Genomic DNA, 18,755 nt, shown 5'->3' on the forward strand with positions numbered 1-18,755 from the left:
TGGTCAGCCCTGGGGCAGTTGCAGTTTGACGGCGCCGGGGTGTTGTTTGACGAGGGAGTACGGCAGGATCGACCAGTCTGGTCTATCGCAAGAACGTTGTACGCGGGCGAAGTAAGCGCCCAAGTATAAGCCGTTCGCAGTGAAGTACCACGGCGAAGAACCCCAAACGCTTTCTTCCGTGAAGTCGCAATCATCATCTTGCGTCGGCTTCTTCATTTCTGCGGGGTATAGGGCAGTGAGTTGCTTGATCAGCCAAGGCACCAGCTCCTTGTTTTCATACTGATAACGCGCGTTACTTTCAGCCGGGCTCAAAGGCTTGTCACCCAGGCTGTCTCGTTCGGCATGCAGCAGTGGCTTGCCCTCACCTACCCACAACACATCTTCGAGCGACAACGGATGACCAGTGTTCACATCAATATTGAGGGGTGAATCACCGAAGTCCGGATGCGCGCCACCGCAGAAATAGCTGGTCGAGATGTTCAGGCTGACCACGGCAGGCGAAATCATTTTGGGTTCTGCGTCCTGCATGAAGTCGACGTTTTCCCCGCCCTGTAGTTGGCAACCGTGATAGCGGATGACTTCATTCCACAATCGTCCAAGCAACTGCTGGTTGACCCGTTGCAGATCATCTTTTGGCAAACCGGACTCTACGCTGAACAGCGAAATCTTCGACTCCGGCTCTGTCCACCATTGCAGGGTGTAACCCATGAAGTCTTGTTTCTTCAGCGGTTTGAGCTTGAGTCCCTGTAGTCGCAAATACTCATACGGCTCGCCGTTTGGCAACGCGGCGATGAAGGGCAGCGTAGAAGTTGTCGGCGCTGGAAGCCCGGCCTCGGAAAGTTGCACTGTAAGCTTCTTGCCCTTCGGACTTTGCCACTCGCCCTGCCAGCCAGTGGCAGTTTCTTCCAGTTTCAAAGTCGGCAGTGGCTTGTCGTCACCGTAGCGATTGTTGCCTTCAACCAGCGTCAGGGTGCTGTCCTGCAATGACCCGCTGAGGGGTAGGTCCCGATGGTATTTTTCGTAGAAGTAACGACCGGTCACTTCATCCGGGTTCTGGGTATTGAGCTCGACCACAATCGGCGTCTTGCCCAGCGTGCCGGTGAACACGCGCCGGCCATCTTCGGCATTGGCGGTGGAAATCAGTGTGAACAACGCCACGGCATATGGTGCCAGGCGTAACAGTCCCTTGAGCATGGATCGATCCCTGAATGAGTCGGAAGTTGCGCCGGGACGTAGTTGCCGGCGCTGAAAAAATCGCGGTGGATTATGGCGAGGTTGAGCCCGGTAATCGAGAAATGTAATTCGAGATGCAACGATGCGTCATGGCAGTTGCAGCGCAACACCACCCGGATGCTGATTGACAATGTTGTACGGAAGAACACTCCAGTCTACGAATCCGCACACTGCCGCGACATGCGGATACGACGGATCAAACTTGATGCCCTGCTCCGTGAAGTACCACCCCATGAATTGCCAGGGATCGCTCTCGTCGTAGTGACAGTCGTTATCGCCCTCTGCCGTGACGGTCATTTGCCGGGGATACAGTTTCAGCAACTGTGCGACCAGCCAGGGTGCCAACTCTGTAGTACGGTATTTCGACCAGGCATCAGAAGAACCGGGTGAGCCCGCATTGAAATCATCGTGTTGTTCATAGTGCAACGGCTGACCTTGCCCTACCCACAAAACGTCCTCGAGCGTCAGTGTCTGACCGGTTGAGGCATCGAAGTTGAGCGCGTCGTTGCTTTGGTCCGGGTAGGCGCCGCCACAGTAATAATCCGTTGAAATCCGCACACTCATTACCGAAGGCGTCATCCACAGAGGTTGGCTGGATTGAGAGTAATCACCCGAGCAACCGAAATACGCGATCACCTCCCCCCACAATCGGCCCATCAATTGTTGGTTGATGCGTTGACGCACTTCTGAGGAATAACCGGACACCACTTCAAAAAGCGAAGCCTGTGATTTGGGCTCGCTCCACCATTGCAGTGTGTAGCCCATGAAAGTTTCGGTTTTGCCCTTTTGCAGTTTCATTCCTTGCAGCCGCAGAAACTCGTAAGGGGCCGTCTCACGCAGGCTGACGATATAGGGCAATGAGTCGACGGGGGCTTGCGGAATCATTGCGGGCTGCAACTCAACCTTGAGGGTTTTCCCGGCCGGATTACTCCACTCACCGGACCAATTGCTCCCGATCGCGTGTAAACGAAGCGTTGGACGGGAGTCTCCGTCCATCATCGAACCTTCGCTGAGTTCGAGCGTGTCCCCATCCCTGGAACCTTCGAGTTCCAGATCCTTGCGGTACTTCTGGTAGAAGTAACGCCCCTCTCCCGTTCGGGTATTCATCTCCAGAACGATCGCCGTCTTGCCTAGCGTTCCCGTGTAAACCTGCGTAGCGTTTTCCGCCCATGCCAGGGGATGGAAGAAAACGGCGAGTACCAAAATGCCGGTAAGGCGCAACAATCCGTGGAACATCAATTCTTCCTTGAGCAAGCGGGCAAATGCCGCAAAAAGTGACCGCGGATTATGTCGATGTTGTAACGGGGAATCGAGCTTCGTCGGGATCAACTTACGCACATGCTGCTCATCACAATCACCAGCAACCCGATATACACCCACGCATGCACCCGATCCGGTATCCGCCCGATCCACGGCGTAGCCAGTCGAATCCCCAGCATCGAGCCCAGCGTCAGCACCGCGAACGCCAGCAGATCCACATACCCGATAAACCATGGCCCGACGTCTGCCTCGCTGAATCCCGCCATCAACATGTAAGTCAGCGTCCCCGCCAGCGCCACCGGCACGCTCAAGGGATTGGCCATGGAAGTGGCCTGCGACATGCTCAACCCGCAACGCCGCAATAACGGCACGGTCATGACGCTTCCTCCCACGCCGAGAAACGTCGCGATGGCGCCAATGCCTACACCACCGCCGGACGTTTCCACTGTTCCCAATCGACGTGGGATGACGCCTTCGGACTGTGTGAGAAACCCGCGTCGCAGCAAGCAATCAACAATCGTCACGCCGAGGTAAGCGATGAAGGCATAGCGGATGACTTCGCCGCTGACCCAAACCGCTGCGATTGCGCCGACGACTGCGCCCAATCCGATGAACCCGCCCAAGGGCCACAGGTAATCCCGGATGAGGTTGCCGGCGCGGCGATGTTTGCCGGTAGCGACCAGGGCGTTGACGATCATCACGCAGGTCGAGGTGGCGACGGCGATGTGCATGGCTGATAGGCCAATCGGGTCGTCAGCGCCGTGGCTGGCGGTGAGCATACGGTACAGCAGCGGCACGACGACGAAGCCGCCGCCGAAGCCGAAGAGCACGGCGGTGACGCCGGTCAGGCAGCCGAAGAGTGTCAGCAGGAGGTAGAACATGGCGCGTCGTCCGTTGTTTGGGAGCGGTCGACGATAGAGCCTCAGCGCTTGGCCTGCTTCAGCAAGTCAGCCAATAATGTTTGCGTTTACGCCAACTTGCCGGGTGCCGCTCGATGCGCAATGTTTCGATCAATCTGCTGGATGACACGCCGCGCCCGGTGGTGGCTATCGGTACGGATTATTCCCACGGCTATCTGCTGCCACGTCATACGCATCGGCGCGCGCAATTGTTGTACGGCGCGACCGGGGTGATGCAGGTCAGCACGCATGACGGCAACTGGGTGGTGCCGCCGCAGCGGGCGGTGTGGATTCCGCCGGGGGTGGCGCATGAGGTGTTGATGCTGGGGGTCAGCACTCGCAGTTTGTATATCGAGCCGGGGGCGGTGGATCTGGGTGAACGTTGTCAGGTGATCAGTGTGTCGTCGTTGATGCGGCAATTGCTGATGGAAGCCGTGGAGCTGCCGCTGACCTATGACTTGACCGGGCGTGACGGCGTGCTGATCAATTTGTTGCTGTATGAATTGCTGCGCAGTGCACCGTTGCCGCTGCATATCCCGCTGCCGTCTGACGGAAGACTGCTCGAACTGTGTCAGACCTTTCTGCATCAGCCGAATGCCCACCAATCCCCCCAGCATTGGGCCGATCAGCTGCACGTAAGCTTGCGCACTTTCAACAGACTGTTTCGTCAGCAAACTGGCCTGAGTTTCAGTCAATGGCGTCAACGCGCCTGCGTGGTACTGGCGCTGGCACGGCTGGCGGCGGGTGAAGCGGTGACGCGGATTGCCCTGGATTTCGGTTATGACAGCCCGGCGGCGTTCTCGACGATGTTCCGTCGGATCCTCGGTCAGGCACCGTCCGTCTGGTTGGAGGCGGCGAACTAGGGCAAATCAAAAAATGCGTTTGATCCCGGCTGAAAACAACTGTACAAAAACACAGTATATTTTCCATCAGCACTCTCGAGCCCGGAGCACACCATGGCCTCTTCAGCGATGAACCTCATCCTCGAACGTATCGCCCTTTTCCAGTTCACCCCGACCCACTGCGCCCAGGCCCGAGGGATGTTGGGCTGGAGCGTGGAACAACTGTCGCGGGAGGCAGGGGTTTCGGTAGACGATATTCAGCGGTTCGAAGCGCAGCAGGACGTGGCGGATTCGGCGCGGCTGGCGTTGACCTATCGGTTCGAGGCGCAGGGGTTGGTGTTCTTTCCGGGGTTTGCGCCGGGGCGTGGGGGGAATGTCAGAGCTACGATGCCGGAATCAGTGGGTCATGGAGATTACGCGATGGCTGACTGAAAGGATTGATTGTGATTATTCCAATATAGGTATATTTTTCGCATGAGTACAAGGAAGCCACTCCTGTGGGTTAGCAGTAGCAAGAAAGATCTCAAGCAGATGCCCACAGATGTACAGGATGTTTTTGGTTACGCACTGGACCTGGCCCAAAGTGGTCTCAGGCATCCGGATGCAAAACCTCTGAAGGGGTTTGGAGGCGCGGGTGTCCTTGAGTTGATTGAGGACTTTGATACGAATACCTACCGCGCCGTTTACACAGTCCGTTTTGGCAATGCGATTTACGTCCTGCATTGTTTTCAGAAAAAGTCGACCGCAGGTATCAAAACCGCGCAATGCGATATCGACCTGATCCGAAAGAGACTTCAAGCCGCTCAGGATCACGCGAAAGGAACATAGAAATGAATGAAATCGAAGAAGGCAGCGGAAACGTCTATCAAGACCTTGGCTTGCCAAATGCCAGTGAAATGCAGGTCAAGTCACAGCTAGCCGCAAAGATCGGCGAAATCATCAAAGCGCGTCATCTCACTCAATCTCAAGCATCTGAAATCCTGGGGCTATCACAACCCAAGCTGTCCGAAATGCTGAGAGGAAAATTCCGCGGCATCAGTGAAGCCAAGATGATGGAATGCCTTTCTCACCTCGGCCGAGATGTGCAGATTGTGGTCAAGTCAGCCCCCCGCTCTCGCAAAGAGGGCCGAATTGAGGTGGTGTTCGCATAACGCGAAACCCTACTACGCCCCTTGCACCACCGCCTCACTCTCCCCTTCAACCGCCAGCCACCACGCATTCCCGCGTTGCGGTTGTGCCAGGTTGAACACCTCGCCCATTTGCGGAGTGGTGATGGAGACGCTGCGCTCCCAGGCCAGTGCAAGAATGCGATCGAACGGTTCATGCCACGCATGCATCGCCAGGTCGAACGTGCCGTTGTGGATCGGGAATAACCAGCGGCCCTTGAGGTCGATGTGAGCTTGCAGGGTTTCTTCCGGTTGCATGTGCACGTAAGGCCATTCGACGTTGTAGGCGCCGGTTTCCATCAGGGTCAGGTCGAACGGGCCGAACTGTTCGCCGATGCGTTTGAAGCCGTCGAAGTAGCCGCTGTCACCGCTGAAGAAGATCCGCGTGTCGCCGTCGATGATCACCCACGAAGCCCACAGGGTCTGGTTGCCATCGAACAGGCCACGGCCGGAGAAGTGCTGCGAGGGGGTGGCGATGAAGCGGATGCCGGCGACTTCGGTGCCCTGCCACCAGTCGAACTGGCGGATCTTGCTGGCATCGATACCCCATTTGACCAACGTGTCACCGACGCCCAGCGGCGTGAGGAACACGTTGACCTTGTCCGCGAGTTTCAACACCGCTTCGTAGTCGAGGTGGTCGTAGTGGTTGTGCGACAGGATCACCGCTTCGATCGGTGGCAACTCGTCGATGCTGATCGGTGGTTGGTGGAAGCGTTTCGGGCCGGCCCATTGCACCGGCGAAGCGCGCTCGGCGAATACCGGGTCGGTGATCCAGAACTTGTCCTGCAGCTTCAGCAGCAGGGTCGAGTGACCGAGACGATAGACGCTGTGATTCGGCGCAGCGATCAAGTCGGCGCGGGTTAGTGGCTGCACCGGAATAGCCGATGCCGGACGGGTGTTGCGCGGTTTGTGGAAGATCATGTTCCACATGATGCGCAGCATCTTGCGCACACCTTCGCGCTGCACCGGCGTGTGGTTGCGGAACGTCCCTTCGGCCTGGCGCGAAGCTTCAGGTACAGGACTGACCGCGGAAGAAATTGATTTGGCCATGACTGAATGACTCCAGAAAAACCGCGCAATTCACGGTTTTCCACGGTGGGACGATAAACGGCCAAGGCACGCACGCATCAGCCGGACATCTGGTTTTAGGTTGCACCGATTAACGCAACATTACACTGATCGGTGTACTTTCTAGGTTGCATGAATCCGGATGACAAGTAAACTGCCGAGTGTAATTTCCTCCTTTTTCCTGCCGAATCGAATTTATGACAGCTCCAACGCGCCTCACCGACCGCAAACGCGAAGCCATCATCCTGGCGGCCATTTCCGAATTCCGAACCAACGGCTTCGAAGTCACCAGCATGGACAAGATCGCGGCCACCGCCGGGGTGTCGAAGCGCACGGTGTACAACCATTTTCCGAGCAAGGAAGAGCTGTTCGCCGAAATTCTCAACCAGTTGTGGGCACGGATCAGCACCGAGCAAGCCGTGTCGTATCAACCCGACCAGCCCTTGCGCGATCAACTGCGAACGATGCTGCTGGCCAAACTGCAGATGATGGCGGACGACAACTTCATGGATCTGGCCCGGGTCGCCATCGCCGCCGCGATCCACTCGCCCGAGCGTGCGCAGAACATGGTGGCGCGCATGGGCGAACGTGAGGAAAGCGTGACCGTGTGGATCCGCGCCGCTCAGGTCGACGGCCGATTGAAACCAGTCGATCCGGAGTTCGCCGCGCATCAGGTACAGGGGCTGCTCAAAACCTTCGCCTTCTGGCCACAGATTTCCATGGGCCAGCCCTCGCTCGACAGCGCCACGCAAAATGCCGTGGTCGATTCGGCACTGGACATGTTCCTGGCCTGCTACCAGCTCTAGATCACGTCTGCGCCGCGTAAATGGCTCACAAGGACACTGAATTTTCCCGCTGGAATAAATGACAATGTCTGTCATTGACCGATGAACGGTCGCTCTGAAGAATTACACTGCAAAGTGTTTCAGAATGAATCTGGCGAAGAACATCATGGAAAACCAACGCGGCAAAGGCTTGTCATTCGCCAGACGTATTTACTTGCCACGTGCCATTGGATTGGGGATCGGTTTCTTCAGCGTCGGCGCCGCGCTGTATCCATTGAATGTGCCGGCGTGGCTCTGGGCGCTGCTACTGTTCAATGGTTTTTTTTGGCCCCACGTCGCCTATCAATGGTCGACCCGCTCGGCTTTCCCCTACCGTGCCGAGCGCCGCAATCTGCTCTATGACTCGGTGTTCGGCGGTTTCTGGACCGCGTGTTTCCAGTTCAACCCGCTGGTCACCGTGACCATTCTCTCGATGATGACCATGAACAATGTCGCCGCCGGCGGCAGACGTTTGTTCCTGCTCGGCGCCCTCGCCCAAGTGATCGGCGTTTTGCTGGGCTGGTCGCTGTTCGGGGTCAAGTTCACCCTGACGGCGACGCAGACCCAGGTCTGGGCGTGCCTGCCGATGCTCACTCTTTATCCGCTGGCGCTGGGCATGGTCTGCTATCGGCTGGCGATCAAACTCGCCGAACACAAACGCACCTTGAGTGCCCTGAGCCGCACTGACAGCCTGACCGGCCTGCTCAACCACGGTGCCTGGAAAGACCTGCTGCACCTCAAGTTCCAGCAGTGCCGCGATCACAACAGCCAGGCCACCCTCGCGCTGATCGACGTCGATCACTTCAAGGTGATCAACGACAGCTACGGACATATCGTCGGCGATGCGGTGCTCCAGCAACTCAGTCGTGAACTCAAATCCTTGCTGACTGAAAGTGAACTGGCCGGCCGTTACGGCGGTGACGAATTCTGCGCGATCCTGCCCAACCTGCCACTGAGCAGAGCCGAAGCGCTGATGGAACAACTGCGCCAGTCCCTGCAGCAATACCGTCATCCCGATGTGCCGGAGTTGCGGGTCAGCCTGAGCATCGGGCTGGCACGTTTTCACCCGACCTACCCGGATGCACTGCACTGGCTGGATGACGCCGACAAGGCGCTGTACACCGCTAAACACACGGGCCGCAACACGATCAGCGTCGCGCTGAGCCGCTCCAATGCCTGACAAGACTTGTACGACAAAGTGACACCGCACTTTCTTGTACAAGTTTAATAACTTTGTATAAGATCAGATCGCCAGCCTGGATGCTGGCACTTTAGTGGTCATTGCCCAATGTCGTCAGCTCGTTCGGCCGGCCAGCGCAGGAACAGGGACAACACCTCAGCCCTATTTCCGGAGCGCACCCCGCATGTTTTTCAATCGCCATCAGTCCGTCATCAGTGAGCTGCAACACACCATCACCGAGCAATCCGGTTTGCTCGAAGCCATCGACCGCTCCATGGCGGTGATCGAGTTCGATCTCGACGCCGTGGTCCTGCGCGCCAACGACAACTTCCTGAAGACCACGGGCTACAAGGCCGAACAGGTGATTGGTCAGTCCCACCGCCAGTTCTGCCCACCGGAATTTGCCCGCAGCAGCCAGTACACCGAACTGTGGTCGCGACTGAAAAACGGTCAGTTACAGTCCGGCACCTTCGAGCGCGTCGACAGCCAGGGCCGGCCGATCTGGCTTGAAGCCAGTTACAACCCGATCAAGGATGCCTCGGGCCGCGTGGTCAAAGTGGTCAAGTACGCCATGGACGTCACCGCCAAGGTGCAGCAGGAAAGTGAAGCCAACGCCAAATTGCAGGCCATTGACCGGGCCATGGCGGTGATCGAGTTCGACCTTGACGGCAACATTCTTACGGCCAATCAGAATTTTCTGACGCGCATGGGCTACACCCAGGCCGAACTCAAGGGCAAACATCACCGTTTGTTCTGCCCCGCACATCTGGTCAACAGCAGTGCTTACCAGGACTTCTGGCGCCGGCTCAATCAGGGCGAGTTTTTCCACGGGCAGTTCGAGCGCATCGACAAACACGGGCGAACCGTCTGGCTGGAAGCCAATTACAACCCGGTCTACGACGCCGCCGGGCGCCTGTGCAAAGTGGTGAAATTCGCCTCGGACGTCACCGCCCGGGTCGAGCAGCACGAGCAGGATGCCCGCAGTGCCAGCGCCGCTTATCACATCTCGGTCGCCACCCGAAAAGTCGCCGAGCAAGGCACGCAAGTCATCCAGCAAGCGGCCAGCGAGATGCGCGAAATTGCCGATGACATCGCCGAGTCGTCGACCCTGATTGCCCAGCTCGGCGAGCGCTCCGAGCAGATCACCGCCATCGTCAACACCATCCGCGCGATTGCCGACCAGACCAATCTGCTGGCACTCAACGCGGCAATCGAGGCGGCGCGGGCCGGTGAGCAAGGGCGTGGTTTTGCCGTGGTGGCCGATGAAGTGCGGCAACTGGCAGCACGCACCAGCGGTTCGACGGCAGAGATTTCCAACATGATCGGCCTGATCCAGAGCGAAACCCGTCAGGCGATCAAAAGCATGGACGGCACCCGTGGCCGTGCGGCGCAAGGCGTCGAGCTGGCGGATCAGGCGGGGACGGTGATTCTGCAGATTCGCGATGGCGCCAGCGAAGCGGTGGACGCCGTGAGCATGTTTGCCAACGAGCGTGCGCCGGGATAGGCCGACACGGGCGACGCAGGGCTATAGTGACTCAACGTCCCAAGCCCTGCCGAGCCCGTCATGACCACCGAAAAAAACGAATCCCCCGCCGCACCTGTCGATCACCTGCGCTTCCACCGCCCCCACGCCCACCTCAACACCACTTTCGGCAACGACAAGTTCGCCTTGCGGGCCGAGGCGTTTGCGCGATTCTTCGGTACGCCGACCTTTCTTGGCGCGCAGACCCTGATTGTGGTGCTGTGGGTGTGCCTGAACATGTCTGGCGTCACGACCTTCGACGTCTATCCGTTCATCCTGTTGAACTTGGCGTTCAGCCTGCAATCGGCCTATGCCGCACCGCTGATTCTGCTGGCCCAGACCCGTCAGGCCGCACGGGACAAAGCGCAATCGGACGCCGACGCCCAGCACCGGGAAGCCCTGGCCGTGGCCAACAGCGAACGTCAGGTCCAGGCCGCGAAGAACACTGCGCAATTGCTGGAGCTGCTGGAGCAGAACACCCGGCTCACCGAAATGACCAAGAACCTGACCGAACGCATCGAAGGCCTGACCCGCGAATTGCACGATCACATGCGCCAGAACCCTCAGGCCTGATCACGGCAACCGCAGCGCCCGCCCGAGTTCATCGAACAACGTGACCACCGAGCGCAACGCGCGGCAGTCCGGGCGGGTCAGCAGCCACAGTGCGGTGTCGTAACCGTGCAGCGGTTCGCTCAAGGCTTGCAGACCTTCAGTGATCAAAAAGTCCGGCAACGCCGCGACGCCTAACCCGGCACGCACCAGTTCCGTCACCGACAGCATGCTGTTGCAGCGATAGCCCGGTGTCACGCCGGGCAAGTGCTGGCGGCGCCAGACGACGGTCGGGTGATCGGGCAGGAAATCATCCGGGGCGATCCAGGTCATGGCGGCCAGATCGGATGCATCGATGTTTTGCAGATAACGCTCACTGGCACAGACCCGGTAGGAAATCTTCGCCAGTTCTCGTCCGACCAGATGCTCCGGTGGTGTGCGTGTCAGGCGCAGGGCGATGTCGGCATCGCGGCGGCTGAGGTTGGCGAAATCGTTGGAGGTGCTCAGCTCGATGGTCAGCGCCGGAAAGTTCGGCATGAACTGCGCCAGCGCCGGCAGCAGCAGACCTTGCAGCACCGAATCGGTACAGGTCAGGCGCACCGTGCCGCTGACCACTTCGCCGCCCTGCTCCACACCGATGCGCGCCGCTTCCAGTGCCTGCTCGGCGCGTTCGGCCTGCTCGGCCAGGGTCTGCGCAAGGCTGGTGGGCAGGTAGCCGGCGCGGCTTTTTTCGAACAGTTGCTGACCGAGTGCGGCTTCCAGTCGGCGCACGGCGCGGAACACCGTCGACACATCGACCTTCAACAACTGTGAGGCCCGGGCCAGAGAGCCGCCGCGCACCAGGGCAAGAATCAGCGCCAGATCCGGGAAGTCGAGTCGATAGTGCGTCGCTGCATTAATCACTTGGGGAAACGCCCATATTGAGTGCGTGAACGCCAATCTATAGTGAGCGTCATCCCTCAACAAGCACAGCGAGCACTCATGGAATCCAGAGCCCTGCGCATCGCCCTGATCGGTGACTACGATCCACAAGTCACCGCCCATCAAGCTATCCCCGTCGCCCTCGGCCTGGCAGCGGAACACATGCGCCGACCCGTCGATTTCGAATGGTTGGCCACCGACCGGATTCACCTCGACACACCGCTCGACGGCTTCGATGGTTTCTGGTGCGTCCCGGCCAGCCCTTACAAGAGTGAAGCAGGCGCGCTGCGGGCCATCCGTTTTGCCCGTGAACAGCAGCGACCGTTCCTCGGCACCTGTGGCGGTTTTCAACATGCGGTACTGGAGTTTTCCCGCCACGTATTGGGCTGGGCCGATGCCGAGCATGGCGAAACCTCGCCCGATTCCAGCCGTGCCGTGCTCTCGCCGCTGAGCTGTTCGCTGGTGGAAGCGGTGGACAGCATCCATCTGGTACCCGGTTCGTTGATTGCCAAGGCGTACGAAACATCCGAGATTCGTGAAGGCTATCGCTGCCGTTTTGGGGTGAATCCGCAGTTCGAACGGGAATTGCTGACCCATGACCTGCACGCCATGGGCCACGATTCTGCAGGCGATCTGCGCGCCATCGAACTGAAAAGCCATGTGTTCTTCGTCGCGACGTTGTTTCAGCCGGAACGTGCCGCGCTCAAAGGGCAAATGCCACCGCTGGTGCGAGCATTTGTCGAAGCCTGCGCGGAGCAACCTCGATGAAATCAAACACTGAGTGTTTCGCCGTGATCTTCACCTCGACTCGCACCGAGGGCGACAACGGCTACGCCGAGGCGTCCGAGCGCATGATGCAATTGGTGGCCGAGCAACCGGGATTTCTCGGCATCGATTCGATTCGGGGTGCAGACGGGGTGGGGATCACGATTTCGTACTGGGAGAGCGAGGCGGCGATTCTGGCCTGGCGCGAGCATCCGGAGCACCGGGTAATTCAGGCGCGTGGGCGGGCCGAATGGTATTCGGCGTTTCATACGCGGGTGTGCCGGGTTGAGCGGGAGTATCGGTTCGGGAAGTGAGGGCTGATCGGCCGCCATCGTCAACAGGGTAGCGATGGCGGCAAATGAATTACCGAAGCCTCAGCCCTTCACCAGACTGCGCACCGCCTCAATCTCCGGCACTTCGCGCTTGCTCATGTAAACCCGCAACGGTTCGGTGATGTTGATCCGGTCGTCGATGTGCTGATCGAGCAGCAACTGGATCAGCTCGCGCTTCAACGTCATGGTCTGTTCCGTCGCGGGGGCCCAGACGAATTCGCTGGCGGGAATGATGCCGTCATCGGCCACGTCCATGCCGAACGAATCTTCGCTGAAACGTACGATGTACTGGCCGGTCTTGCGGTTGAGGCCGACAAAGCCCTTGAGGTCGTCGGCCGCCTGGCAGATGAGTTGGGATGTGATGCGCATGGTAAACCTCACAAGAGTGATCGAAGGTTTACACGCAGGGCATTGAGGCACACCCTCTGCCGGGGTGGTTGCCGTGGCCAAGCGTACTGCAAACAAATGCACAAAAGTGCGGAAATTTTCGCTTTCAGTACGTTTATGTCGGTCTTGCGATAGCACGTTTTCGTTTGAGTTGCTAAAAGGGACATCTTCGAAAATACCTGCGAAAGGACCTCGACATGCCCGCCACGTTTACCAAAAGCGCTCTGCTGCTGAGCCTGATGCTCGGCCTCGGCCAGGCCCATGCCGCCGCCCAGCCAAGCCCTGTTGCACTCGCTGCCTCCGAGGGCATTCCGCACCCGGCGGTGATCGCCCACCGTGGCGCGTCCTTCGACGCACCGGAATCCACCGCCGCCTCCTACAAACTGGCCCGGGACCTCGGCGCCGACTACTTGGAAATGGACCTGCAGCGCAGCAAGGACGGCGTGCTGTTCGCCCTGCACGACAACAATCTGCAACGCACCACCGACGTCGCCACCAAGTTCCCGGATCGCAAGGACAGCCCGGCCAACGCCTTCACCATGGCCGAACTGAAAACCCTCGATGCCGGCAGCTGGTACAACAAGGCCTACCCGGATCGCGCGCGTCCTTCCTACGTCGGCCTGCAGATTCTGACCCTGGACGAAATCATTGACATCGCCCAGGCCAACCCGCAGCACAAACCGGGCCTGTACATCGAGACCAAGGAACCGCAACTGTTCCCGGGTATCGAGCATGACCTGAAGGAAAAACTCCAGGCTCGCGGCCTGCTGATCCCGGCCGGCGCCAAACCGGCGAAAAACGTCGCCAGCGTCGGCGAAAGCAACGGCAAGGTGATCCTGCAGACCTTCGAGAAAAACAGTCTCGAACTGCTGCAAAAGGAAATGCCGCAGGTGCCGAAGATCCTGTTGCTGTGGGTCGGCGAAGGCAGCATCGAACCAAAATCGAAAGTGACCTTTGCCGAATCCGGCGAGAAGGACAAGAACGTTTTCTACGGCAAGCAAGAGCCGAAATCCGAAGCTGAATTCAAGCAATGGATCGACTACGCCAAGGCTCAGGGCGCCATCGGCACCGGTCCTTCGGCCAAGCTGACCCATGGCGGCGATCAGAGCTATTCGGATCTGGTGCAGCCATGGATGAACAAATACACCCACGACAAGGGCCTTCTGGTACACGTCTACACCGTCGATGAGCCGGTGGACTACGAGAAAGTCATGGCTGCCGGCGTCGACGGCATCTTCACCAACCGCGCCAGCGAACTGCTGAAGTTCTACAAACGCCCGGCCGCCGCCAGTGTGGATCAGGTGTTGAAGAACAACGGTTTCTGATGCAACCGGACACCCCGTGGACAGGCCGCCTCTGGCTGGGGCACGACCATGGCCTGATCCACGGGATGTCGGGGCGCACTGCGCCCCACTCCCACTATGCGCATCAACTGATTCTTGCGCCTGACCGGCCAGTGACTGTGCTGGTCGAGGGCGAAACCGTCACCGCTGCCCGCCTGCTGATTGCCTCACAGACTCGCCATGCGATTGTCGAGGCGCCGGATCCCGTGTTCACCGTGTACGCCGAACCCTTGCGGTTCGACGCCCAAGTGTTGCGCGATGCGCTGTTCGACAGTGAGCTGTCGTTGTCGGCACTGGATCACGCCATTGGCCAATGCCCACGCCGCCCGCTGAATGACCCGCGAATCGAACGCGCCCTCGCCACTGTCGATGCCTCACTGTCGAACAAAGTCGCCGCCAGTGCCGTGGCCGATTCCGCCCATGTGTCGCTGAGCCAGTTGCAGCGGTTGTTCGTCAGCCAGATCGGTTTGCCGGTGCGACGGCTGGTGCTGTGGCGCCGACTACGGCTGGCGATGGCGGCGATTCTGGCCGGCAGCCCGGTGACCAACGCCGCCCACTCCGCCGGGTTTGCCGACTCCGCGCATTTCTCCCGCAGCCTGAAAAAACTCTTCGGCGTCACCGCCCGCCAGGCGTTGCAGCACATCGAATTGCGCCTGCTGGACTGACTCAACGTCGCAAGCCGTCCGGCACTTTCGGTTCCTTGCCCAGCGTTGCCGGTTCGAACGGATCGAGCAATTGCGCCACATAGTCCCGTGGAAAATCCGGGCGACTGCCGATGCCCAGATCACCCTCGCCGATCCGGTAATGCGCCGTGTAAAAACCGGTCCCCAACAGCCAGTCCCACAAGGTAAAGAACAGCCCGAAATTGACGTCACCGGCGCGCCCGTACTTCATGTGATGAAAGCGATGCAGCGGCGCCCAGGCGAAGATCCAGCGCAACGGGCCGACGCGCATGTCGACGTTCGAATGCTGCAGCAACAGTTGGATCGCAATGGCGAACGCCAGCAACACCGCCACTTCGGACGGAATGCCCAACACCAGCAACGGCAACAACCCTGCCGTCGCTTCCAGCAATTGATGCAGTGGATGTTTCATCAAACCGTTGAACCCGTAGAGCCGCTCGACGCTGTGATGAATCGCGTGCAACCGCCACATCCACGGCACGCGATGGCTGGCGTAATGCATCAGGCTCACGCCGGCATCGGCGATGAAAATCGCCAGGCCCACTTGCAGCCACAGCGGCCAGTTCGACGGCCATGCACCGTCAATCGCCAGCAACGTCACCAGCCCCGGTAACGCCAACAGGCCGACAGCGTTCAGCGCTTCGTTGACCAGTGCGTGGAGCATGTCGCGACGACGATCGCCGGCCGGGCGATTCCAGTTCACTTCATAAGGCAGCATCCACTCGGCCGCGAACGACACCGCCAGCGCCACAACAAACAGCGGCATCAACCACAGCAGCGAATGCCCCGCCAGTCCAACACCGCCGCCGATGAAGCCAACCCAGAATACCGGCGCGTACAACCACGAAAAAATGCGTTTCATGTCCACCTCCCTTGATCGAAGGCCGAGCATGAAAGTTGCCCGCGAACGGCGATTGAACAAACGACGCAAACACCGGCGGCGCTTTTTAAGGGTGAATTAAGTTGCGGTGGCTAACCTGAACTCACTTGAACGAATCACCCAAAGGAATAACCGATGAAAACCCTGACTGCCCTGTTTACCGCTGCTGCCCTGACCCTCACCGCTGGCCTGGCCCAGGCTGATGTTCGTGTCGATCAGATCCCTGAGCTGGTCAAATCCGGCAAGATCAAGCCACTGGAAGAGCTGAACAAGATTGCCCTGGCCCTGCACCCGGGCGCGACCATCGTCGACACCGATCTGGACAACCATTTCAACGGTTATGAGTACGAAGTCGAGCTGCGTACTGCCGATGGCAAGGAATGGGACGTGGATCTGGATGCGGCAACAGGCAAGGTTCTGAGCAACAAGCAGGATCACTGATTGCCCCATACGAAAAAGCCGCACGATTTTCGGATCGTGCGGCTTTTTTGTGTCTGCGACTTATGCAGAAGTACTGACCAACGCCCCCGACGTACTCGAATCCGACTCCTGCAACGCCGCCAACAACGCCGCCGTCGCCGTCTGCAATGAAGCCGAAGTTGTCGCGATCTGCGATTGCGCAGCCGCAACATCCGCCGCCTTGGCATCCTGACTTTCCTGCTTGGCCTGAGCCGCTTGCAGCGCCTGTTGCTGTTCCTGCAATTGCTTCTGCAACTCGGCAATCTGCTTGCGCAGTTCCTTCACGGTATCCGACTCATCATTGCTGGAGCTGCTGTCACCCGATGGCGCCGCACCACCGCCCGCCGCCACTTTGCTGGTGTCAGCTTTCACACCTGTGCTGGCCGCCGCTGTGGTCGAGGTATCGTCGCCCGTGTCGGCAATCGATGTTTTGCTGGTAGATGTGGTGACGGTCTGATTGATCGAAACAGACGTGATGCTGACCATGGAAATTCTCCAATGACGGTTATGAATAACCGGCCATCGGCGGCGGCCTGCAGGAATTGAGATCGACTGTGTACCGACTCGGTAACCGCGTCGGTACACAGTCGCTGGCGGGTCAGACGCTCAGGCGAGCGGTGACGTCGTTGAGTTGCCCGGACAGGCCGTGCAAGTTCTGGCTGGCGCTTTCGGTACGCTGCACGTTGTCGAGGTTGGTGCTGGCGATCGAGGTGATCTCGGTCAGGTTGCGCGAGATGTCTTCGGCCACCGAGGTCTGCTCTTCGGCAGCAGTGGCAATCTGGCGGTTCATATCGCGGATCGCTTCCACCGCATGGGTGATGCGCTCGAGCATGGCGCCGGCCTGGGTTACTTGCTCGACGCTTTCGTCGCTGCGGGTCTGGCCGCTGTCGATGGCGTGGGCCGCATCCACCGCACCGGTCTGCACGCTCTGGATGATCTGGTTGATCTCGATGATCGACTCCGCCGTACGCTGCGCGAGGTTGCGCACCTCATCGGCCACCACCGCAAAACCACGCCCCGCTTCACCGGCACGAGCCGCTTCGATGGCGGCGTTGAGCGCCAACAGGTTGGTCTGCTCGGCGATGCCGCGAATCACTTCCAGCACCTTGCCGATGCGCCCGCTGTCGGCTTCCAGACGACGGATGACCGTGGCGGTGTTGGCGATTTCGCCGCGCATCTGGGTGATGCTGTGGATGGTGCTCTGCATGACCTTTTCACCCTGCTGGGCGGACTGGTCGGCATCGTCGGCAGCACGCGCCGCGTCGGCCGCGTGACGGGCGACTTCCTGGGCGGTGGCGGACATTTCGTTCATCGCCGTGGCCACCTGATCGGTGCGGTTGAACTGCTCGTTGGTGCCGCCGGCCATCACGGTGGCGATGGCGTTCAACTCGCCGCTGGCGCTGTCCAGATCCTTGGCGCTGCGCTGCAGGTGGTTGAAGGTTTCGGCGAGGAAATCGCGCAGGGTGTTGGCCGCGGCAGCCAGATTGCCCAGCTCGTCCTGACGGTCGCTGGCCACACGCTCGACCAGCCGCCCCTTGCTCAACTGAGTGACGTAGTCGATGAGTTTGCGGATCGGTTCGACCAGATTACGGTTGACCAGCCACAAGCTCAGCAGACCGATCAACAGACCGGACGCGAGCATCACCAGAATCCCCAGCATCACGGTGCGATCGGCGCTGGCGCTGATCAGTGCCGACTGCTCGGTGCCCTGCTTGCGCAGCTCGGCCACCAGTTCGCTCATCTGGTCGCTGGCGGCACGGTCGACGCCTTTGACCGCCACGTCACCCGCCGTCGGATCGGCACCGGCGGCTACGTAGGCATCGCGACCTTTCTGGTACGCGGCGCCGAGCAGGCGATGTTCTTCACGCAGACGTTCGATGCGGGTTTTCAGCGAAGGCTCCAGGCCTTTCTGATTGGCCAGTTCACCGAGGATATTCTGCACATCGCGCTGACGGTCTTCGAACTGGCCCCAGTATTTGGCCAGGTCCGCCGGTTGCTTGCCGCGCAGCAGGACGTTTTTCCACTCCTGCACCTGCACCTTGAATTGCAGGTTGGCTTCGTCGATCAGTTGCGAGGTGTGCAAGGGACCGGCGATCAACTGGCTGTAGCTTTGCACGCCGTTGGACAGGAAATGAAAGCAGGCCAACGCGATCAACAGCATCGCCAACAGGCTGCCGCTCAGCAGGGCGAGAATTTGCGCTCTCAGGGATTTTTGCAGCATCGCAGGTACTCATGACAGGGATGAGGCACGTCCGGTAAGACGTGAATTGTGGCCGGACATCCGTGTCGGCGGACCTTGGCTCTTGGCCGAAGGCGCGCAACCTAACTCATGCGTGATCGGCGTGCCAGAGCACTTCTTGAGAAAATTCCGACCGCCGGTAAGGCATTGATTTTGACGTCATTTCACTGTCACCAAAACGTCACACGGCATTGCAATGATGC

The 18,755-nt window shown here is 59.4% G+C and carries 22 protein-coding genes; 13 read left to right on the forward strand and 9 right to left on the reverse strand.

The features are described from left to right. Window positions 1–3: 3 nt before the first annotated feature. From M5B98_RS08935 to M5B98_RS08945, 3 genes are all read right to left on the reverse strand, one after another. Window positions 4–1,194 (reverse strand): hypothetical protein, encoded by a 1,191-nt coding sequence (locus M5B98_RS08935; RefSeq protein ID WP_248742498.1) that lies wholly within the window; start codon window positions 1,192–1,194, stop codon window positions 4–6. Window positions 1,195–1,320: 126 nt separating this feature from the next. Continuing rightward, window positions 1,321–2,571: a hypothetical protein gene (locus M5B98_RS08940; protein ID WP_248742499.1), complete on the reverse strand. Its 1,251-nt coding sequence runs from the start codon at window positions 2,569–2,571 to the stop codon at window positions 1,321–1,323. Next, complete coding sequence (locus tag M5B98_RS08945) at window positions 2,559–3,374, reverse strand: sulfite exporter TauE/SafE family protein (protein WP_248742500.1); 816 nt, start codon at window positions 3,372–3,374, stop codon at window positions 2,559–2,561. The genes M5B98_RS08940 and M5B98_RS08945 overlap by 13 nt, the downstream gene beginning before the upstream one ends. Before the next feature lie 113 nt (window positions 3,375–3,487). Here M5B98_RS08945 and M5B98_RS08950 point away from each other — a divergent pair, with 113 nt between their 5' ends. From M5B98_RS08950 to M5B98_RS08965, 4 genes are all read left to right on the forward strand, one after another. Next, entirely contained in the window at window positions 3,488–4,255 is a 768-nt protein-coding gene (locus M5B98_RS08950; RefSeq protein WP_248742501.1) for an AraC family transcriptional regulator, read from the forward strand. A 93-nt stretch (window positions 4,256–4,348) separates the two neighbouring features. Beyond that, on the forward strand, window positions 4,349–4,666 hold the full coding sequence (locus tag M5B98_RS08955) for a helix-turn-helix domain-containing protein (protein WP_248742502.1): 318 nt from the start codon (window positions 4,349–4,351) through the stop codon (window positions 4,664–4,666). A gap of 42 nt (window positions 4,667–4,708) precedes the next feature. Beyond that, window positions 4,709–5,062 carry a type II toxin-antitoxin system RelE/ParE family toxin gene (locus M5B98_RS08960; protein WP_065259289.1) on the forward strand — a complete coding sequence of 118 codons (354 nt, stop codon included), beginning with the start codon at window positions 4,709–4,711 and terminating at the stop codon, window positions 5,060–5,062. 2 nt (window positions 5,063–5,064) lie between these two features. Then, window positions 5,065–5,385, forward strand: a complete 321-nt coding sequence (locus tag M5B98_RS08965) for a helix-turn-helix domain-containing protein (protein WP_134827836.1) — start codon at window positions 5,065–5,067, stop codon at window positions 5,383–5,385. Between the two features lie 12 nt (window positions 5,386–5,397). Here the strand turns inward: M5B98_RS08965 and M5B98_RS08970 are convergent, their stop codons facing one another. Beyond that, window positions 5,398–6,450 (reverse strand): MBL fold metallo-hydrolase, encoded by a 1,053-nt coding sequence (locus M5B98_RS08970; RefSeq protein WP_248742503.1) that lies wholly within the window; start codon window positions 6,448–6,450, stop codon window positions 5,398–5,400. Window positions 6,451–6,665: 215 nt separating this feature from the next. Here M5B98_RS08970 and M5B98_RS08975 point away from each other — a divergent pair, with 215 nt between their 5' ends. The 4 genes from M5B98_RS08975 to M5B98_RS08990 all read left to right on the forward strand — a co-directional run bounded on the left by M5B98_RS08975 (window position 6,666) and on the right by M5B98_RS08990 (window position 10,567). Further along, window positions 6,666–7,274, forward strand: coding sequence for a TetR/AcrR family transcriptional regulator (locus M5B98_RS08975; protein WP_248742504.1), 609 nt, complete (start codon window positions 6,666–6,668; stop codon window positions 7,272–7,274). A 145-nt stretch (window positions 7,275–7,419) separates the two neighbouring features. Then, the gene (locus M5B98_RS08980) at window positions 7,420–8,472 is read left to right on the forward strand and encodes a diguanylate cyclase (RefSeq protein ID WP_248742753.1); all 1,053 of its coding nucleotides are present in this window, start codon (window positions 7,420–7,422) and stop codon (window positions 8,470–8,472) included. 184 nt (window positions 8,473–8,656) lie between these two features. Next, window positions 8,657–9,976, forward strand: a complete 1,320-nt coding sequence (locus M5B98_RS08985; protein ID WP_248742505.1) for a methyl-accepting chemotaxis protein — start codon at window positions 8,657–8,659, stop codon at window positions 9,974–9,976. 60 nt (window positions 9,977–10,036) lie between these two features. Beyond that, window positions 10,037–10,567 carry a DUF1003 domain-containing protein gene (locus tag M5B98_RS08990; RefSeq protein WP_248742506.1) on the forward strand — a complete coding sequence of 177 codons (531 nt, stop codon included), beginning with the start codon at window positions 10,037–10,039 and terminating at the stop codon, window positions 10,565–10,567. On the opposite strand, the gene M5B98_RS08995 is transcribed toward M5B98_RS08990, so the two are convergent. Further along, window positions 10,568–11,509, reverse strand: coding sequence for a LysR family transcriptional regulator (locus tag M5B98_RS08995; protein ID WP_248742507.1), 942 nt, complete (start codon window positions 11,507–11,509; stop codon window positions 10,568–10,570). It lies immediately after the preceding gene. 15 nt (window positions 11,510–11,524) lie between these two features. Between M5B98_RS08995 and M5B98_RS09000 the strand changes: the two genes are divergently transcribed. Further along, window positions 11,525–12,232 carry a CTP synthase gene (locus M5B98_RS09000; RefSeq protein ID WP_248742508.1) on the forward strand — a complete coding sequence of 236 codons (708 nt, stop codon included), beginning with the start codon at window positions 11,525–11,527 and terminating at the stop codon, window positions 12,230–12,232. Continuing rightward, window positions 12,229–12,543 (forward strand): antibiotic biosynthesis monooxygenase family protein, encoded by a 315-nt coding sequence (locus tag M5B98_RS09005; RefSeq protein WP_248742509.1) that lies wholly within the window; start codon window positions 12,229–12,231, stop codon window positions 12,541–12,543. Before M5B98_RS09000 ends, M5B98_RS09005 begins: the two co-directional genes overlap by 4 nt. Window positions 12,544–12,603: 60 nt before the next feature. Here M5B98_RS09005 and M5B98_RS09010 read toward each other — a convergent pair whose 3' ends face one another. Next, a complete protein-coding gene (locus M5B98_RS09010; RefSeq protein ID WP_085701605.1) occupies window positions 12,604–12,930 on the reverse strand; it encodes a DUF2025 family protein in 327 nt (108 codons plus the stop codon). 215 nt (window positions 12,931–13,145) lie between these two features. Between M5B98_RS09010 and M5B98_RS09015 the strand changes: the two genes are divergently transcribed. Both M5B98_RS09015 and M5B98_RS09020 read left to right on the forward strand, forming a co-directional pair. Further along, complete coding sequence (locus tag M5B98_RS09015; RefSeq protein WP_248742510.1) at window positions 13,146–14,273, forward strand: glycerophosphodiester phosphodiesterase; 1,128 nt, start codon at window positions 13,146–13,148, stop codon at window positions 14,271–14,273. Beyond that, complete coding sequence (locus M5B98_RS09020; protein ID WP_248742511.1) at window positions 14,273–14,956, forward strand: helix-turn-helix domain-containing protein; 684 nt, start codon at window positions 14,273–14,275, stop codon at window positions 14,954–14,956. Before M5B98_RS09015 ends, M5B98_RS09020 begins: the two co-directional genes overlap by 1 nt. A 1-nt stretch (window position 14,957) precedes the next feature. Here M5B98_RS09020 and M5B98_RS09025 read toward each other — a convergent pair whose 3' ends face one another. After that, window positions 14,958–15,836, reverse strand: a complete 879-nt coding sequence (locus tag M5B98_RS09025) for a sterol desaturase family protein (RefSeq protein WP_248742512.1) — start codon at window positions 15,834–15,836, stop codon at window positions 14,958–14,960. A gap of 153 nt (window positions 15,837–15,989) precedes the next feature. On the opposite strand from M5B98_RS09025, the gene M5B98_RS09030 reads away from it, so the two are divergent. After that, on the forward strand, window positions 15,990–16,295 hold the full coding sequence (locus M5B98_RS09030) for a PepSY domain-containing protein (RefSeq protein ID WP_065259299.1): 306 nt from the start codon (window positions 15,990–15,992) through the stop codon (window positions 16,293–16,295). 60 nt (window positions 16,296–16,355) lie between these two features. Here M5B98_RS09030 and M5B98_RS09035 read toward each other — a convergent pair whose 3' ends face one another. Both M5B98_RS09035 and M5B98_RS09040 read right to left on the reverse strand, forming a co-directional pair. Continuing rightward, a complete protein-coding gene (locus M5B98_RS09035) occupies window positions 16,356–16,799 on the reverse strand; it encodes a hypothetical protein (protein ID WP_248742513.1) in 444 nt (147 codons plus the stop codon). A 112-nt stretch (window positions 16,800–16,911) separates the two neighbouring features. Then, window positions 16,912–18,534 (reverse strand): methyl-accepting chemotaxis protein, encoded by a 1,623-nt coding sequence (locus M5B98_RS09040; protein ID WP_085709694.1) that lies wholly within the window; start codon window positions 18,532–18,534, stop codon window positions 16,912–16,914. Window positions 18,535–18,755: the final 221 nt, after the last annotated feature.

Source organism: Pseudomonas sp. MWU12-3088, from assembly GCF_023242405.1.
Classification (GTDB): domain Bacteria; phylum Pseudomonadota; class Gammaproteobacteria; order Pseudomonadales; family Pseudomonadaceae; genus Aquipseudomonas; species Aquipseudomonas kribbensis.

Coding starts and splice junctions, on each gene's coding strand:
- M5B98_RS08935 (WP_248742498.1), bottom strand. CDS start 1,194: ATGCTCAAGGGACTGTTACGCCTGGCACCATATGCCGTGGCGTTGTTC.
- M5B98_RS08945 (WP_248742500.1), bottom strand. CDS start 3,374: ATGTTCTACCTCCTGCTGACACTCTTCGGCTGCCTGACCGGCGTCACC.
- M5B98_RS08950 (WP_248742501.1), top strand. CDS start 3,488: ATGCGCAATGTTTCGATCAATCTGCTGGATGACACGCCGCGCCCGGTG.
- M5B98_RS08955 (WP_248742502.1), top strand. CDS start 4,349: ATGGCCTCTTCAGCGATGAACCTCATCCTCGAACGTATCGCCCTTTTC.
- M5B98_RS08960 (WP_065259289.1), top strand. CDS start 4,709: ATGAGTACAAGGAAGCCACTCCTGTGGGTTAGCAGTAGCAAGAAAGAT.
- M5B98_RS08965 (WP_134827836.1), top strand. CDS start 5,065: ATGAATGAAATCGAAGAAGGCAGCGGAAACGTCTATCAAGACCTTGGC.
- M5B98_RS08970 (WP_248742503.1), bottom strand. CDS start 6,450: ATGGCCAAATCAATTTCTTCCGCGGTCAGTCCTGTACCTGAAGCTTCG.
- M5B98_RS08975 (WP_248742504.1), top strand. CDS start 6,666: ATGACAGCTCCAACGCGCCTCACCGACCGCAAACGCGAAGCCATCATC.
- M5B98_RS08980 (WP_248742753.1), top strand. CDS start 7,420: ATGGAAAACCAACGCGGCAAAGGCTTGTCATTCGCCAGACGTATTTAC.
- M5B98_RS08985 (WP_248742505.1), top strand. CDS start 8,657: ATGTTTTTCAATCGCCATCAGTCCGTCATCAGTGAGCTGCAACACACC.
- M5B98_RS08990 (WP_248742506.1), top strand. CDS start 10,037: ATGACCACCGAAAAAAACGAATCCCCCGCCGCACCTGTCGATCACCTG.
- M5B98_RS09000 (WP_248742508.1), top strand. CDS start 11,525: ATGGAATCCAGAGCCCTGCGCATCGCCCTGATCGGTGACTACGATCCA.
- M5B98_RS09005 (WP_248742509.1), top strand. CDS start 12,229: ATGAAATCAAACACTGAGTGTTTCGCCGTGATCTTCACCTCGACTCGC.
- M5B98_RS09010 (WP_085701605.1), bottom strand. CDS start 12,930: ATGCGCATCACATCCCAACTCATCTGCCAGGCGGCCGACGACCTCAAG.
- M5B98_RS09015 (WP_248742510.1), top strand. CDS start 13,146: ATGCCCGCCACGTTTACCAAAAGCGCTCTGCTGCTGAGCCTGATGCTC.
- M5B98_RS09020 (WP_248742511.1), top strand. CDS start 14,273: ATGCAACCGGACACCCCGTGGACAGGCCGCCTCTGGCTGGGGCACGAC.
- M5B98_RS09025 (WP_248742512.1), bottom strand. CDS start 15,836: ATGAAACGCATTTTTTCGTGGTTGTACGCGCCGGTATTCTGGGTTGGC.
- M5B98_RS09030 (WP_065259299.1), top strand. CDS start 15,990: ATGAAAACCCTGACTGCCCTGTTTACCGCTGCTGCCCTGACCCTCACC.
- M5B98_RS09035 (WP_248742513.1), bottom strand. CDS start 16,799: ATGGTCAGCATCACGTCTGTTTCGATCAATCAGACCGTCACCACATCT.
- M5B98_RS09040 (WP_085709694.1), bottom strand. CDS start 18,534: ATGCTGCAAAAATCCCTGAGAGCGCAAATTCTCGCCCTGCTGAGCGGC.